The 15,986-nt window shown below is 66.9% G+C and carries 15 protein-coding genes and 2 pseudogenes; 5 read left to right on the top strand and 12 right to left on the bottom strand.

The features are described from left to right. Nucleotides 1–140 precede the first annotated feature (140 nt). The 6 genes from F7R91_RS39205 to F7R91_RS39180 form a co-directional block, all read right to left on the bottom strand. A complete protein-coding gene (locus F7R91_RS39205) occupies nucleotides 141–716 on the bottom strand; it encodes a helix-turn-helix domain-containing protein (RefSeq protein WP_191971849.1) in 576 nt (191 codons plus the stop codon). Nucleotides 717–776: 60 nt separating this feature from the next. Then, entirely contained in the window at nucleotides 777–1,007 is a 231-nt protein-coding gene (locus F7R91_RS39200) for a hypothetical protein (RefSeq protein ID WP_150958314.1), read from the bottom strand. Between the two features lie 898 nt (nucleotides 1,008–1,905). After that, nucleotides 1,906–2,157 (bottom strand): hypothetical protein, encoded by a 252-nt coding sequence (locus F7R91_RS43440; protein WP_331000719.1) that lies wholly within the window; start codon nucleotides 2,155–2,157, stop codon nucleotides 1,906–1,908. Continuing rightward, entirely contained in the window at nucleotides 2,130–2,264 is a 135-nt protein-coding gene (locus tag F7R91_RS44465) for an IS3 family transposase (protein ID WP_150958311.1), read from the bottom strand. Before F7R91_RS44465 ends, F7R91_RS43440 begins: the two co-directional genes overlap by 28 nt. 135 nt (nucleotides 2,265–2,399) lie before the next feature. Further along, nucleotides 2,400–2,621 carry a transposase gene (locus tag F7R91_RS39185; RefSeq protein WP_191971847.1) on the bottom strand — a complete coding sequence of 74 codons (222 nt, stop codon included), beginning with the start codon at nucleotides 2,619–2,621 and terminating at the stop codon, nucleotides 2,400–2,402. 172 nt (nucleotides 2,622–2,793) lie between these two features. Then, entirely contained in the window at nucleotides 2,794–4,416 is a 1,623-nt protein-coding gene (locus tag F7R91_RS39180; RefSeq protein WP_150958307.1) for a CocE/NonD family hydrolase, read from the bottom strand. A 1,006-nt stretch (nucleotides 4,417–5,422) separates the two neighbouring features. Here F7R91_RS39180 and F7R91_RS39175 point away from each other — a divergent pair. Together F7R91_RS39175 and F7R91_RS39165 are read left to right on the top strand one after the other, a co-directional pair. Then, nucleotides 5,423–6,694, top strand: coding sequence for an MFS transporter (locus F7R91_RS39175; RefSeq protein ID WP_150958306.1), 1,272 nt, complete (start codon nucleotides 5,423–5,425; stop codon nucleotides 6,692–6,694). A gap of 528 nt (nucleotides 6,695–7,222) precedes the next feature. After that, nucleotides 7,223–7,723, top strand: a complete 501-nt coding sequence (locus F7R91_RS39165) for a transposase (RefSeq protein ID WP_331000718.1) — start codon at nucleotides 7,223–7,225, stop codon at nucleotides 7,721–7,723. A 29-nt stretch (nucleotides 7,724–7,752) separates the two neighbouring features. Here the strand turns inward: F7R91_RS39165 and F7R91_RS43430 are convergent, their stop codons facing one another. Both F7R91_RS43430 and F7R91_RS43425 read right to left on the bottom strand, forming a co-directional pair. Further along, nucleotides 7,753–8,520, bottom strand: a complete 768-nt coding sequence (locus F7R91_RS43430; RefSeq protein WP_225321055.1) for a transposase — start codon at nucleotides 8,518–8,520, stop codon at nucleotides 7,753–7,755. Between the two features lie 622 nt (nucleotides 8,521–9,142). Further along, a pseudogene (locus F7R91_RS43425) lies at nucleotides 9,143–9,478 on the bottom strand (transposase); the annotation flags it as partial. A 117-nt stretch (nucleotides 9,479–9,595) separates the two neighbouring features. On the opposite strand from F7R91_RS43425, the pseudogene F7R91_RS39155 reads away from it, so the two are divergent. Then, nucleotides 9,596–9,688, top strand: a pseudogene (locus F7R91_RS39155) (IS5/IS1182 family transposase); the annotation flags it as partial. A gap of 135 nt (nucleotides 9,689–9,823) precedes the next feature. Here the strand turns inward: F7R91_RS39155 and F7R91_RS39150 are convergent. The 3 genes from F7R91_RS39150 to F7R91_RS39140 all read right to left on the bottom strand — a co-directional run bounded on the left by F7R91_RS39150 (nucleotide 9,824) and on the right by F7R91_RS39140 (nucleotide 12,378). After that, nucleotides 9,824–10,342 (bottom strand): cupin domain-containing protein, encoded by a 519-nt coding sequence (locus F7R91_RS39150; protein ID WP_150958304.1) that lies wholly within the window; start codon nucleotides 10,340–10,342, stop codon nucleotides 9,824–9,826. A gap of 384 nt (nucleotides 10,343–10,726) precedes the next feature. Further along, a complete protein-coding gene (locus tag F7R91_RS39145; protein ID WP_225321054.1) occupies nucleotides 10,727–11,500 on the bottom strand; it encodes an SDR family NAD(P)-dependent oxidoreductase in 774 nt (257 codons plus the stop codon). Between the two features lie 35 nt (nucleotides 11,501–11,535). Then, on the bottom strand, nucleotides 11,536–12,378 hold the full coding sequence (locus F7R91_RS39140) for an amidohydrolase family protein (RefSeq protein ID WP_150958300.1): 843 nt from the start codon (nucleotides 12,376–12,378) through the stop codon (nucleotides 11,536–11,538). A gap of 170 nt (nucleotides 12,379–12,548) precedes the next feature. Here F7R91_RS39140 and F7R91_RS39135 point away from each other — a divergent pair, with 170 nt between their 5' ends. Beyond that, nucleotides 12,549–13,463, top strand: a complete 915-nt coding sequence (locus F7R91_RS39135; RefSeq protein WP_191971846.1) for a VOC family protein — start codon at nucleotides 12,549–12,551, stop codon at nucleotides 13,461–13,463. Next, entirely contained in the window at nucleotides 13,460–14,509 is a 1,050-nt protein-coding gene (locus tag F7R91_RS39130) for a quinone oxidoreductase family protein (RefSeq protein ID WP_150958296.1), read from the top strand. The genes F7R91_RS39135 and F7R91_RS39130 overlap by 4 nt, the downstream gene beginning before the upstream one ends. Before the next feature lie 634 nt (nucleotides 14,510–15,143). On the opposite strand, the gene F7R91_RS39120 is transcribed toward F7R91_RS39130, so the two are convergent. Further along, a complete protein-coding gene (locus F7R91_RS39120) occupies nucleotides 15,144–15,947 on the bottom strand; it encodes an enoyl-CoA hydratase/isomerase family protein (RefSeq protein WP_150958294.1) in 804 nt (267 codons plus the stop codon). Nucleotides 15,948–15,986 lie beyond the last annotated feature (39 nt).

Below are 15,986 nucleotides of genomic sequence, written 5' to 3'. Positions count from 1 at the left end.
TCGGTCTCCTCCCCCAGCCCGTCGACTCGACACCGAGCCGCGAGTTCGTGCTGCTCCAGCAGTCCAACAACCGACGGCATCCGCTACCTCCCTGGGGAACGACGACCCGACAGGCCACCACTCCCACGGAACCACCACTCCTATCCCCGACCAGCGGAAACACGTCGATCACGTCCGGAAAGACTGCTTCTCACCCGTTCCCAGGCGTCAGCCCAGTGCTGGAGCTGTTCGTCCGGAACGTTGCCGCAGTATCGGACGAAGTTCAGCAGAAGGGCCTTGGCAGGCAGGCGCCCGCGCAGTACCGCACCGACAGTGCTCTTAGGCAGGAAGCTCACCCCCCGCACCACAGCTCTCTCCTCCAGCTCCCGCAGCGTGGGGTTGCCGCTCTCCCGGCGCATGTGGTTCATCGCCTGGACGAGCTGCCACGGCTCGGTGATGAATTGCGGCGACAGCACCACGCTGCGCGGCACCTGGCCGCCGCGGGCAGCCTCGTGCCGATCGGCATTACTCCACAGCCGCCTGGCCTCGCGCGCATCACCGCCACACACGCGCACGAAAGCCTGTACGGTTTTCCATTTCGGGAGTCTTTCGCCCTGCGCCGCTCTGAACAGGGTCGATTGGGAAACCATCAGACCCCCTATATGTGCGGTCCGCGCCATCTGGCTCCAGCTCAGCCCCGACCGCCGGCGCAGCGACTCGAGCCACTGCGCCAGCATCTCAACGGGATTGTGCGCAGCCAGGGTCCTGTGTGTGCACCCCATCCCTGGCTCGCCCCCTCATGCCCGGCGAGGGGAGAGGGCACAGACCAGGCTGAGGACAAGCTCCTTGGCCACCAGCCCGCCGGCGACGACGGCCGTGACGGCCGCTTCGAGAGGCAGGCCGAACGCCAGCAGGCCCGCGATGATGAGTAGGACGACAACAACCACGGCCACGGCGGGTGCCGGCAGCCCAGGGCTGCCAGCACCCGGTCGGCCTTCTACGCACAGCGCAGGCGCGTTCTTCTTCAACTTGTCTGCCTCCTCGGCTCGTTGCGACTCGACTCCAGGGCCCCCGAGCATCATCCGTCGGCTTTGCCGAGCCGGCGAATACGGGCCTCGCCGTTACCATCGAGCCGCTCAACGATCTCGAGCAAGACTGTTCTCCCACACCGTTTCATCCTGTCCCGCCTTCCTTGGAACACGCCTCGGGCATCGCTCCAGGTCCCCGTGGCCACGTATTCAGAGGCCCGGCAGTCGGACGTCGCAGTTCCCGCTTCAGGGGTGTATCAGGACGTTGCCCTTCGACGTCTTGAAGCCGAAGGTGTTGGCACAACCGAGGGCAGGTGACACCCCACGTGTCGCAGCCTGGTCCGAATGGATCTGCAGTGTCCCCGACCGTTGCGACTCGACACACAGGGGAATTCCGTCGCGCACTGTTGCCGCAGTCCGCGACCACGGGCGGGGCTCGTCCGTTCCGACGATGGGCCCCGCCCGAACAAGGACCTGCACGCCGCCACGAGCCACCGGGCAATAGCCGGTCCAGGGCTTGGACATGAAGACGCGGATGCCCTCTGAACTGGGACGATGGGACTTCCTACGGTTCCACATCCACAGAGCAAGAGAACACCCGCGAGATGCATCTTCCCATGCCGCTTCGGCGGTATCGGCCGCGTTCGATGACACGAACCTGGTCGCGTATGCCGGGCTGGTACCGGTGATGCGGCTGGCCGAGCGGTGCGGGCTTGCCTGTTCTTCGCCCCGCTCAGCTTCACTATGTCCGCCACCAGACGGCCACAGGGCCATCTCCAGGGCGTCCAGCGGGAGATCGGTGCGCTCTACATTCTTCCTGGGAGGCCCAGCCATTCGTAGGGTTGTGGCACCCAGGGGAGCCGGGTGTGGCTCTCGGTGCGCTGTGGGTGGCGAGCTGTCATCCGACGATCATGCGCGAGTACGCGTCCAGGACGAAGGCGATTACGTAGACCGTCGCGGACCACGTCTTCACATGGGTGAAGTCCGCCACCCAGCACCGGTTCGGGGCGACGGCGACGAAGTCGCGCCCGCCCAGATCGGGGGCCCGCCCGGCCTGCCCGCCGGGGATCGTGGTGATGACGCGCTTGCCGCGCACCGCGCCCTGGATCCCGAGCTCGCGCATCAGGCGCTCGATGGTGCAGCGGGCCACCGCATGTCCCTGCGGTTCAGCTCGCGCCAGATCTTCCGGGTCCCGTAAACACGGTAGTTGGACGTGTAGACCTCCTGGATCCGCTCCTTGAGTTCCTCATCGCGCACGGAACGGGCAGAGGGAGTTTCGAGGCGGTCTTGTGGGCGTAGTACGTGGAAGGGGCGCCTTGCAGTCGTGCCCGGTGAGGGTTCTGCAGATCGGCTCGACCCCGCCGAAGCGGTCCCGGTGCTCGTCGATGAACGCTACGAGCGCGTGTGTGGCCGGTCGAGCTCGGCCGCGAAGAAACTTGCCGCGGCCTTCAGGATCTCGTTGGCCCGCTTGAGTTCGGCGTTCTCCTTCTTCAGCGCCTTGAGCTGGACGGACTCCTCCGTCGTCGTCCCCGGACGCTGACCCGCGTCGATCTCGTGCTGCTTCACCCAGTTCCGCAGCGTCTCGCTGGATCCGATGTCGAGCTTCTCGGCCACCGCCTGCAGAGCGGCCGTCTCGGCACGACCTCATCCTCACAGTTCGGGTAGTCGTCGCGCACCTCGGCGACCATGCGCACCGCACGACGGCGGAGCTCAAGCGGGTAACGGGAGGGTCGTGCCATGACTCGATCCCTTCATGAAATCGAGTCTCTATTCGAGCCGGGGCGATTCAGTCCGTTGCTGGAATGACAGGCAGGAGCAGATACGAGTCCATGTCGCCGCCGGTGTGGACAGTGTTGGTACCCCTGAAGAGAGTTTCGGCGCGGTCCTGTGGGTCGTTGTGGAGAAAACGGGTGGGATCGTTGCGGTCGGCTGCCTGGATCACTACACCCAGGCGGTGGCCCTCGGCGAAAACCATGCTCGTGGGCATGATCTCGACGGAAGCGAGAACTGGTTCATTCGGTTCCAGGAGCTCGCGCTCCGTGTGGGCATGGAAGGGGCGATAGGGCAACGACCTGGCTTCGTCGAGTGCCCGGTGAGAGACCCGCAGCCAGCCCTTGACCACAGGGCCGCGATTACCGATGCCGGAGGCGTCCTCGAAGGTGACCTCCTTGCCATTGGCGTCGATATTGATCAAGGTGACGAACAGGTCCATGTCCTCGGCGTCGGCAGCGACCCAAACATGGAGCGCGGAGGGGCCGGTGACCTCGACGTCCTCCTTGAAGGGGGCCGTGAGGAATGTGGCGCTCCCTTCAGGTGCCGGGTAACTGACGCTGCCGGGCTGCTCGGGTGACTGGGTGTCAAGTCGTCCGCTGTGAGCGTCCAGGTAGAAGGTGGTCCACTGCGTGCGTTCGAGGGGCCAGGCGCTCTCAGCCCGGAACTGGCCTCCGCCGTGGGAATCGCGGATGAACAGCTTGACCGGCGGCTCGTCGTGCCACGCGCGCTGGTCACCCTTGAGCCAGCAGTCAAGGAACCGCTTCTGGTACAGGCGGCCTTCCTCGGTATAGAAGGGGGTGAAGTGGTTGCCGTCGTGGATCTCCAGCCACTTGTGTTGTGTGCCCGCACCCATGAAGCCTTCGATGTTGCCCCGCAAGTGCAGTGCATAGCTGGTCCAGTTACCCGCGGAGAGGACCGGCACCCGGATCCTGGTCAGATCGGCCTGCCTGTCGGCGTAGTACGCGTCGAACAGTGAGTGATCGCGGAACTCTTGCAGCAGATCCGCATTGCCGTCGACGGCCTTTCCGGGGTTGTCCGCCCCGGGCGGCAGCGCGCTCTGGTTGCCGGTGATCTGGCGCGGCCACCAGTCGTCGGCAAACCCATTGGAGAGGATCCCGCCGTGGTGGGACCAGTCGCGGTAGATGTCCACCGCACCCTCCCACGGCACAATGGCCGACAAGTGCGGCGGCTGCATCGCGGCGACGTGCCACTGTCCGATGGCGTAGTAGGAGATGCCGAGCAGACCGACGTTGCCGTTGCTCCAGGTCTGTACGCCGGCCCACTCGATGGCATCATAGTGGTCCTCCCACTCCTGGCGGCCGATCAGGGCCATACGTCCCGGTGAGTGCCCGGTGCCGCGCTGATCGACCCGGATGACGACATAGCCCTGCGGCACCCACCATTCGGGGTTGACGGTCTCCCAGTTCATGTAGGGGCCGTGCTCGTCGATGATCGAGTAGGCGCCTGCGTTGAAGTCTTCGAAGTGGATGTCCTTGCCGTACGGGCCGTGCGTCATGATGACCGGGTACCGGCCCGGAGACGAAGGACGGAAGACGTCCGCTCGCAGCACGGTGCCGTCCCGTACGGGAACGGCGATGTCCTTGTCCAGGGTGAAGGGAGACGGGGCTGTGGGCATGGATGCTCTCCTGGGCGATGTAAGGCCTGCGGTCTTCGAGCCCTCAGGGGCGGCTGGGGATTCCTCGTGGCGCGCTGACGATCACTGGCCGACTGGCGCCTGGAAGTCGGGAATTCGTGTTGGGGAACCGGGACTGAACGGACTTGGCGGGGCGGCCGACGGAATGCGGTGGCCGATCAGTCACCCTTAGCGACGCCTGATTATCTGTGTCAATATCCGCGCCACCTCATGCAGCTCGTTCGGGCGCCCCGGGGTCGGGCATCCGGACGCCGGCATGTTCAGGCGCGGCCATGCCCGGAGACTGCCCGTTGATGAGGACGGCGCACCGCGGGCTCGACTTCCGCCCTGTGCATCCCTCCTGCCCACCAGCGGCAGATGCGGACGGGCGTAGCCAAGCCGCACGTTCAGCATGACTGCGTCCATCCATAGGTGCCAATGGCGGGGCGCCGCGCGAGGTCTTCCTACCTTGCGGGCCTCCTCCCTTTCGCCGGCTCCGCCGACGCGCTGCTCGTCCCATTCAGCAGCTTCAGCCATCAGGTTACACCCTACTAAGGTAGGGATCGCCGGTCAGCTAAGCGGCTCAAGGGGAGTCGGTCAAGATTTCCGAACGGCCGCACAGGATTCCGGCGGCCGATTCCAGCCTGGCTGCGGCGCCCCACCGATGCGGCATGGTCCTTCCCGGTGGGGTGCCATCCCTCTTGATCCTGTCCAACCCGGCAGCGAGTCGCTCGCCGTAGACCACAGACCCTGGACGGGCGGCAACTGGTCGAGCCGATGACTGTCCGTGTTATGGACACCGCAGTTCAGTCATGATAGTAAACACTACCTAAGTAGGTAGTTTCCTCGGTCGCTTCATGCGTTCTGTCCCGCAGAAGACGACGTCGAGCAGACCGATGAGCCACTGGCTCGGCACGTTCCACCCTCCACCCCGAGTCCCGCCCGGACCGCCCAGTGCAGGCCATGGCACTGAACGCCATCCCCCGGCCAGCCAAACCAGAAGGTCGACATGAAACCACCCGTAGCGCACGTCCAAGTCCACGGCGAGTTGATCCATCAGAGTCGTTGGAGGGCCCGTGCTGTCCTGCTGCTGGGCACGTCAATCTTCTTCATCTTTGGCTACGACATGCTTTCTCTGCAGGCCGTGGCCCCCTCGCTGCTGAGCCATTCCACCTGGCAGGTCACTCCTGGCACCTTGGGCATGCTTGCCAGCGCCACTGCGCTGGGCGGGGCGATCGGTGCCTTCATGGCCAGCGGACTGATTGAGACCTACGGCCGCAGATCGGTCATCGCCGTCTGTGTCGGGTGGGTATCAGGCTGCATGCTGTTCGCCGGGCTCACCCCCAACCTCCTGGCCTTCGCTTTCAGCCGCTTCCTCCTCGGTGTCGGCCTGGGCATTCTGGCCCCGCTGATCTGTGTCCTGGTCGTGGACTGGGCCCGGCTGGGGCGCCGGTCGCTCTACTGTGGCATCGCCCAGTCGGGCCTCCCCCTTGGTGGTGTGGCGGCGGCGAGCGCCAACCACACGTTCCTGGCCGGCATGGAATTTCAATGGACCTTCCTGGTCGGTGCCCTGCCCATTCTGCTGGTGCCGGTCTGCTGGAACCTGATACCGACCGAGGAACCCAGTGAGGCCTTCCTCCCGGACCGGGCCACACGGCGAGACGCACGGGTGGTCACCGGCGAGTGGTGGGGCCTCTTTGAGCCCGGGTGGCCGGCGGCCAGCATTCTGTTCTCCGTCACGTGCTTCATCGGGTTGCTACTGGCCCACGGGGTGACCTCCATGCTGCCGACCCTGAGGGCCGGCGCGGGCTACGACCCGAGTCACACCCTCGAGTTCGTCATCGCGTTCAATGGCGGGGCAGTCGTCATTTCACTGCTCATCTCCATGATCGCCGACTGGGTTCCCGCCAAGTTGTGTGTCGCCGCCCTGTTCCTGTGTGCCTCTGCGGCCATGCGTGCCCTGCCCACGGTTGAGGGCCACCTGGCCATCCTCGGGATGGTGGCTTTGGCAGGCGGGGGCATTCTGGGCTCCCAGAACGTCATTTGCGCCTATGCGGCCCGTTACTACCCCCACCAACTGCGCCGCACAGCCCTCGGCTTCGTCCTCGGAGTCGGTCGGTTCGGGTCCGTCATCGGTCCCAGTTACATCACCTTCCTGATCGGCGTGAGTTCCGACCCCGCGGCCGCCTTCTACTCCCTTGTCATACCGGCGCTGATCGGTGCGGTCGCCATCATCCTGGTCCCCCACGGGCGACGGTCCGAACGGCCCTCGATGGCCTGACGTGCCGGGCCGCTCCGCCACGGGAATCAGCATCAAGATCACCCGCGCCGGCTTCAGGTCGACGGCCGGGGTCGGCACGTGGACATGCGAGCCGGATACGAAGTGCCGACGCCGGCCACCGCATCACCGTCATCGGCCATGGCGCCCGCCTCGGCATCGACGTCCACCCCGTCCAACGCCCGCCCGGTGTCCGCGGGTTCAGGGTGATTCCGCGGCGCTGGACCTTCGAGCTTGTGCTGTGACCGCAGAGGTTCGCCGGGTTCGGGTGAAGCTGCGGCTTCGAGGGGGCGTCCGCCCCAGCGGACGCCTTTCTCGCTGCGCAGAACACCCGTGAGGGCTGGCCGAAGGGCATGCGGGGGATCGTGAGCCGGGTCCGTCCGACCCGGCGGCACCTGAAGAAGCTCACCCGCTTCGAGAAGAAGACCGGCTGGCGGTACTGCATCACCGCCACCAATATCCGTCACATGTGGGGCAGCCGGCTCGGGCCACAGCCAGTTCCTGGACGTACTGCACCGCTCGCACGCGTCCGTGGAGGACCGGGTGCGCACGGTCAAGGCGATGGGGCTGGACAACCTGCCCTCCGCCTCCTGGGAAGTGAACTGCGGCTGGATGCTTGCCGCAAACCTCGCGAGTGATCTCGACGCCTGGGTGCGGCTGCTGGCCCTGCACGACGTCGAGGGCCTGGCCGACGCCGAACCGGAGACCATGCGCTTCCGCCTCTACCACCTGCCCGCCCGCGTCGCCGACCACGCCCGACGCCGATGTCTACGCGTCGACGCGACCTGGCCCTGGGCCAAGCCTTCACCACCTGCTGGCAGCGGCTCACCGCCCTCCCGGCCGTCACCTGACGGCCGGGCACCGCCCCGACGAGGACTAGGAAGGAGAAAACCGGCAGCGCTCCGGGCCCGTGGAGCCCGGCGCACCCGCGGCGTCACGCGACGGCCCACCTCGAACGGCCCGAGGACATTACGGGCGAACTGCCGAGCAGGTCAGCCACCCAATCCCGCTGACGGATCGAGCTTAGCTTGACTCTGTCGGGGATCATGGAGTCGTCGAGGTCAGCTTCCCAGGCTTCGCCACGACTTCGGCCGGGGGATCTCGCGGCGGTCGAGGTAGTTCTGGAAGGCGGTTGGTCGGCGGGGCATGGGGGCTTCCTCGGTGGGTGGAAGTCCGCTGAGGCGTTCGATGTTGACGGCGATGGCCGTCAGAACGTGCTGGACGTGTGCCTTTCCCTGTCCTCGGTAGCGGCAGCGGCGCATGCCGTGTCCGTGGGCGAACTCGTTGACCGTGCCCTCCACTCCGGAGCGGACCGCGTAACGGGCCTTCCACTGGGGCGTCTGCTGCTCAGTGCGGACGCGGAGCTGCAGGTCGCGGAGTTCGCGTGGGGGAAAACCCACGGTGCGGGCGCTGTCGACGGTAGACGTGCAGCGGGATCGGACGGGGCAGGGGCGGCACTGGCTCTTGGTGAACCGGGCCACGATCAGCGGGGCCGCGGTGGGCGAGGAGGTCGGGTAGGGGCCATGCCAGCCCTGGCTGACTTGTCCCTGGGGGCAGGTGACCTGCTGGCGGTCGTAGTCGATGTAGAAGTCGTCCCGGGCGAAGCCCTCGTTCTGGCGGTGCTGACGGGTGGGGTTGCTCCGCAGCGGCCCGGAGACGGTGACCTGGTGTTCACGGGCGGCTTGGTCCAGGTGGGGCAGGGATGTGTAGCCGGCATCGACCAGGTGCTCGGCGGGCAGCAGTCCGCGACGCGCCAGGCGTGTGTGGATGCCGGGCAGGACCTGACTGTCGTGGGTGGTGGCCGCGGTGGTCGCCACGTCCGTGATCACGTTGGGTCCGTCGGGACCGCAGGTCTCGGTCAGATGAGCGGCGAATCCCTTCCAGCTGATGATGTGGCCGTGCCGTGCGTAGCGAGCCGAGGTGTCGTAGGAAGAGACGATCGCCCGGGACGAGGGCGGCAGCCCGGGGCGCCTTCCTTCTCGGCGGTGCGCCAGCGCAGGTGTCCTGCGGCGTCATAGTGGTAGTTCTGCACCATGATCTGGCGCAGGGCATGGACACGAGGACCGGAGGTGCGGTCGGCTCCGTGCCGGTCGAGGTGTTCCAGGAGCCGGACGGCATCGTTTCCGGTGGCGAGGATCCTGGTCTTGGGCTTGGTGGGGTTCTTGCCCAGCCGGACTGGTCGGCCGTAGCGGAGCCCCGGTCCTCATCGACCAGCCCGTCGAGCAGGTGAGGGGACGTGCCGGCGACTTCTTCGAGTGCAGCACGGACCGCTTCGGTGATCAGCTCCAGGCGGGTCAGGTCACGCACCGCGGCCAGGACATGGGTGGAGTCGGTGCGCTGCGTGGTGCGTTCGCGCACCAGGCCGGCCTCCTTGAGACGGGCCAGCGCGAGGTCGAGGAGCCGGTCGGCACGGCCGTCTTCGGCGAGCCGGTCGCGGAAGTCGGCCAGCACGCTGTGATGGAAACCGGGATCGTCCAGCTCCATGGCCATGGCGTACTTGAAGTCGATGCGGCAGCGGACCGCCTCGGCGGCCTGCCGGTCAGACAGGCCGAGCAGGAACTGCAGCACACAGACGGTGGCCAGCTGAGCAGGCGAGAGACCCGGACGCCCGTCCCGCGGGTACCAGTCGGCGAAATCCTCGTCGCACCACAGCCCATCGAGGCGGTCCCGTACCCATATCGCCGTCGTGCCACCCGGGTTGCTCGCCCGCGCGACCTGCGCTGTCAGAGGCGGGACATGCTCACCGGAACGGGGGCGGAGGGACAACGGGCACCTCGACAGCTGCATCGATCGGCAGAACCACCCGAGCATGCCCGTTGATCATGCTGTCGCACAGGGAAACTCCAAGATCCCCGACAGAGTCAAGCTTACGGCTCGACCTTCCTTGACGGTCTGCCGACTCAGCCCCGCTACGAAGGCCACTCCCGCAACCACCTCGCCCTTCTTGGCCTCGCCGCAGCCCTGTGCTGCTACAGGCGACTCGTCCGCCCTACCACACAGGACACCGTCCACCTCACACAGCGCCGCCGGCGCCGCCCCTGCTGGGCGAGCCAACCGCTCACCGCACTGAGCAGCAGCCGGTCAGCACAAGATCAATAACCGAGAGCGAAAGGAGCCACACACGGCATGTACTCAGTTCGGCGAGGCCAGTGTGGTGATCTGGTGCACGTCGTGGCGTAGCCGCAGTTTCGCCACCTCGTCGGGGTCGAGTTGACCGCGCGAGCCGGCCATCAGCTTTGCGAGTTCTTCGAAGTAGTCCTCGTGACCGGCAGGGGCGGCCTGAAACAGCATCACTGCTGGTTCGTCCGTGGTGTTGCGAAAAGCATGGGGACACCCGGCCGGTACGTGCATCAGAGAGCCCGGCCCGGCGTGCAGAGGCGACCTGCCATCTCTGGAAACCCACATCGACCAGTGCGTCTTCGACCGAATCGCCGGCTCGAAAGCGAAGAGCTCCACCTGCCCGGAAACGACGTAGAAGAGTTCCTCGCCATGCGTGTGGTAGTGGGCACCGACATCGTATCCGGGAGGAACGATCACTTCGAACGTCGAGGTGATGGCGTCCGAACCTCCTGCAATCTTGAGGGTGGCATTCAGACCGCCACCCACGATGGGCCGGCCCGCCCCTGGTTCGAGCATTGTCCCGTGAGTCATGAACACCTCGCATACTGAGTTTCGACGATCACTGCCTCAAATGCCACGAACAACGTACTACCTACCGCAGTAGGGAATACACGCAATCCTCAAGACAGCTGAACACCAGCGGGCCGAGTCAAGGCCGTGGGCTGGACATCGGCCAGCTGCCCGGCCGCGAACTACGCAGTCCCACTTCGCCTGCTGGCAGGAAGAAGGGCGCATTCGACCAGCTCAGCGGCCTGCTCCGGCAGAGAGCCCGACGGAGCGGCGGCCGCGAGGCAGAACCTTCCGCGTGCGCGATCGGCTCCCAGAGCGTCAGGGCCTCCACACCGGTCGCCGCCCTGACCCGGGCACCGACGCCGGGGTGCCGCGCACGAAGCCTCACGCAGACAGAGCGGTGCGTCAGGTCGTGGCTGTGTAGCCGCCGTCGATGACGAGTACCTCACCGGTCACGAAGGAGTGCGAGACGGCCAGGGCGTACACACTCTCGGCCACGTCCTCCAGCGTGACGTTGCGCGACAGGGGGGTCATGCGGGCCCGCCGCTCCATGAGTCTGTCGTAGTTGTCGCCGAGCGTGCGCTCCATCCATTCGCCCGCGATCCAGCCAGGCGCCACCGCGTTCACCCGCACTCGCGGAGCGAGAACCCGCGACAGCGTCTTGGTGAGGCTGACGACCGCAGCCTTGCTGGCCGCGTAGGCGAGCGGCTGAGGGCCGGGCCGGAGACCGACAATGCTGGCCACGTTGACCACCGAGCCCCCGGCAGCCCGTAGGGCCGGGGCGCAGGCGCGGGTGACCTGGACCAGACCGCGCACATTGACCTGGAAGACCCGATCCCAGTCCGCGAGGTCGATCCCGTCGAGGTCGTCGGGCGGCGTCTCACTCGTCGTACCAGCGTTGTTGACGAGGATGTCGAGGGTGCCGGAGGCCCCGGCAGCGACCCGCGCCAACTCACGCACGGCGGCGTCGTCGCTCACATCCCCCTGCACAGCCTGATGCCGACCGGGGTGCTGCCGGAGCTCCTTCAGGGTGGCTTCCGCGCGCTCCTTCGAGCGGCTGTAGTTGATGGTGACGTCGTATCCGGCCGCCGCAAGCCGCAGAGCCACGGCACGGCCGATGCCCCCGGCAGAGCCGGTGACGAGGGCGGTCCGCCCATTGGGAACAGTTGCTTCAGTCAAGGAAAACTCCTCAGAGTGAGTCTGGAAGGCCGTCATCACAGGCCGAGGACGCGTTCCGCGTTCTCGTGGAAGACCTTGTGGAGAACCGCCTCGGAATAGCCGAGCTCGTCCCACTCCCGCAGCAGCCGGTCAAAGGGGATGCTCGGATGGTCCGTGCCGAACATGATCTTGTCCTGCAGGCGGGCCCTGATGTCCACCTTCAGGGACGGGGGGAAATACTTCGGGGCCCACCCCGAGAGCTCCCAGTACACGTTGCCCTTGTGCAGGGCGACCGCCGTCATCTCGTCCACCCACGGGAAACCGGGGTGCGACGCGATGATCGTCAGATCGGGGAATTGAGCCGCCAGCCGGTCGACCGCCATGGGGTGGGCATGACTGATGGCCGAGCCAAGCCCTCCTGGGAGCCCGGCACCCATTCCCGTTGTTCCGACATCGATCATGACCGGCAGTCCGAGCCCGCTGATGCAGTCGAACAGCGGGTACCACTTCTGATCGTCGACCTGGAAGTGGCCCATGATCGGATGGAAGTGGAAGCCGAGGACTCCGTCCGACTTCGCGGCCCGCTCCGCCTCCTCAATGGCAGCGTCCCCCTTCAGGGGATCGACCGCGCCCCAGGCCCCGAGAAACACATCGGGATGGCGGTCGCGCATCTCGGCCACGGCGGTGTTGCTCATGGGAGGAGCACCGGTCAGGAACTCGATATCGAAAGCCACGAGCAGGGCCTGAAGCCCGGCGGCCTTGAGGTCTTCCACCACTGCTTGCTCTTCGCGTCCGACCCAGGGCTTCTTCCAGTACTTCGCCAGGGCCTCCGCGAAGGGGCCCTGCGATGCGACCCACTCAGGGGTGCCGGGATAGCAGTGCAGATCAATCCGACGCATCTCTCACTCTCGCACATCAGGGCCGACTCGCGGCCGACCGGTGGCGCGTTTGGGCCCATGCCTACGCCACGATCCTTGCTACCTACCTTGGTAGGTGGCAAGCTACCATGCCAGTAGCGAAGGCGCGAGGGCGGGCCCCGACGTCTGACGCACGGCGAGGAGAACGACATATGTCCGGAATCACTCATCTGCGCAGCATTGACATCTGTGTGGAGTCACCCCAGAAACTGCTCGACTTCTACGAGCAGACGTGGGGGCTGCGCTCCGTGCACAGCGCCGAGGACGGGGCGCGCATCGAGCTGCGCGCGCGTGGGCGGGAACACCATGTGCTGGCCCTCTGCGTCGGCACCGGTTCTCCGGCCCGCATCTGCCTGGGCGCGGCCGCCGCCGCGGATGTCGACGCGCTCGCCGAGCGCCTGCACGTCGCCGGCGCGGAGATCGTGGCGCCCCCCGGCCCGCGCGTACATGCCGGGGGCGGCTACGCCGTGGAGGCCCGGGACCCCGAGGGAAGGCTCATCGAAATCAGCGCGGGTGTCGAAGAACACGCGGAGCCCATGGACACCCCTCATGGCCCGGACCGGCTCAGCCACATCGTCCTGAACTCCGTGAATCTCACCGCGTCCAAGGACTTCTACACACAGGTTCTGGGCTTCCAGGTCTCCGACTGGTACGAAGACGAGCAGATGGTGTTCATGAGGTGCAACGAAATGCACCACTGCGTCGTGTTGGCCCCAGGAGAGTGGACCTCACTCAATCACGTCGCCTTCGAGGTCGCGTCGACGGACGAGGTCATGAAGTCCCTGGGCCGCATGCGCAAGGCGGGTTACGACAGCATCTGGGGCCCTGGCCGGCACGGGCCGGGCGGCAATGTCTTCTGCTACTTCGTGGACCCGGTCGGCAACGTCATCGAGTACACCGCCGAACTCTTCGAGGTCGACGACACCTGGGTCCCACAGGAGTGGGCCCGCACTCAGGAGAACGCCGACGTCTGGGGCACCAGCGGCGGCATCACACCGGACGTGATCGCGACGATGGCGAACCCGCCCCGCTCAGCGGGCGGCGAAGGTAAGGAGAAGAACCAGTGAAGGCCCTTGTCATCCATGAGTTCGGCGGCCCCGATGTCCTCCGCCTCGAAGAAATGCCGAACCCCGAGCCGGCGGCCGGTGAGGTCCAGGTGCGGGTGTCCGCCGCGATCGTGGCACGCACCAAGGATGTCGCCGCACGTGCGGGGAAGCCGCCCTTCGCCCCTCAGATACCCGAACTCCCCCATGTCCTGGGAGCCGAGCACGCTGGTGTGGTCGACGCGGTAGGGTCCGGCGTCGATCACCGACTCATTGGCAAGCGGGTCTCAGTGTCGGCCGTACTGTCATGCGGCGACTGCCGCGCCTGCCGGGCGGGCCGAGAGGAAGCTTGCGCCTCCTTCAGCCTGATCGGTGTTCACCGACACGGGAGTTACGCCGAGTACTGCACCGCTCCAGTGGCCAATGTCCGGCCACTGCCCGACGACATCGATTTCGTAGAGGCCGCCGCGATGGCCGCGAACGGACCCGTCGCACGGGCCCAGCTGGAGGCGGGCGGTGTCGGGCGCGACTCAACCGTCCTGGTCGTGGGGGCCGCCGGAGCCCTCGGATCCACCGTCGCCGCCCTCGCCGCGCACCGCGGCGCGCAGGTGATCGGTGTCGATCGCCTCGCGGCGAAGCCGGGCTGCCTGGACGCCCTCCCCCTCACCACCGCTCTTGACGGCGACAGCCCCGACCTGGCCCAGCAGATCCGCGCGGCCGGAGGCTCCTGGGGAATCGACTGCGTCGTTGACAATCTGGGTCTTCCCGTCCTGTGGAACGCCTACCGCGACTCAATCGCGGACATGGGAAAGATCATCGTCAGCGGCGCCGTCAGCCACGCACCGATATCCATGCACCTGCTGCCCTTCTACTTGCACAGCCAGTCCCTCATTGGGGTGCGCACCGGTAACCGACAGCAGATGGACGCATTCTGGCAGGACGTCACGGACGGTTTCCGGCTGCCTGGCGCCATGATCCATGGCGTGAGCTGGGAGGCCGCAGCCGACGCACACAGGACCGTGGAGAACGGCACGTCCCTCGGCCAAGCCGTCCTTCTCGTCGGCGCCTAGGTCGCTGACGTATGAACGGCCGGAGTCCGGAGTTCCGCAGGAAGTCCTTGAGTATCCCCGGCTTGTCGTACGAGGCTCCGGCATAGCCTGTGACCAGCCCAGAGGCGCATCGTCGCCGGCCTAGGTCCCGAACGTCCAGGCCAGCTGCTCCTGATGACGGCAGAGATCTCTCCCGCGCGTCCCCCGGCGGAGCGGAGAGAGGCGGAGCCCCGGCAGCGGCGTCGCTGCCGGGGCTCCGTCATGTCCGGTGCGGCGTCAAGGACGGCCCATGCCCATCCACGTCCGCGAATGGGCACGTGAGGCGTGCGAAAACCGTCCACGACCACAACACCGCACGCAACATCCTGGCCGCCGGACGGGCGCACAGGCAGAACGCCTCATGGAACGCCGGTAAAACCAGGGCGAAGGTCCCGGCCCAGCCCGGTGAAGCAGGAAGCCCCGGAAAGGTCAGGTGACCCAGTCCGACCGCCAAGTGGTCATGCCGCCTCCGGCGCCGACCGTCCGGATCGCAGCCGGGGCCGCAAGCAGGGGGGCGCTTCCGTGCCTCGCCGACGGCGGCCCGCTACCAGGAACTGGGCAGCCCGCTTGGGGAGTCCGTAGCGCCGGCAGCGGCGCTGACGTCGTCTTCCACCCCTCACTCTCCCGGCCAGTCAGGGGTCCGTCTCTCGTTGAAGGCCGCGACCCCTTCGGCGCGGTCGCCAGAGAAGGCGGCCGCGTGCCATGCCGCGTCCTCGATGTCGAGTCCTGTTCGCAGATCCACCCCCCGGCCCTGTCGCAGAGCCAGCTTTGCGGCCCGCAGCCCGACCGGCGAGTGCGTAGCCATCCGAGCGGCCAGTGTGAGGGCGTCGGTACGGTCCCCGCCTTCGTCTGCCACCGCGTCGATCAGCCCGAGCGCCAGTGCCTCCTGGGCGGGCACCCGCCGAGCCGTGAATATCAGATGTGCCGCCCGCGCAGCCCCCACTCTGCGCGGCAGCAACTGTGTTCCGCCGCCTCCGGGGACGAGCCCCACTGACACCTCGGGCAGACCTACGACCGCCGTGGTGTCGGCCACGATGACATCGCAGGCAAGCGCCAGTTCGTAGCCGCCTCCCAGCGCGAATCCGTGCACGGCGGCCACGGTCGGCATGGGCAGTTCCAGCACTCCGCCGTAAAGAGCCCTCATGTACGGGCGCTGCCGCGCGAGATCCGTGTCTGTGAGGGAGTTGCGTTCCCTCAGGTCGGCCCCCACGCAAAAGGCGCGTTCGCTGGTCGAGGTCAGTACCACAACGCTGATCGATCGTGCTGCGGCCAGGGCGGCGCAGGCATCGCCGAGTGCGCGTGCCATGTCCGTCGAGATGGCGTTCATCGCCTGTGGCCGGTCCAGGACGAGCTCGGCGACGGAGCCTTTTTGCCCATGCCAACGCACCTCGACGTGCGCACCGAATCGTCGTTCGGTCATCACTGTTCTCCTGCTCTCCTTCAAGGTTGGGGCGTTGCG

The organism is Streptomyces luteolifulvus (genome assembly GCF_008806595.1).
Taxonomy (GTDB): Bacteria; Actinomycetota; Actinomycetes; order Streptomycetales; family Streptomycetaceae; genus Streptomyces; species Streptomyces luteolifulvus.
The sequence above is the reverse complement of the archived record's forward strand: the minus strand, read 5'-3'. Positions and strand labels throughout refer to the sequence as shown.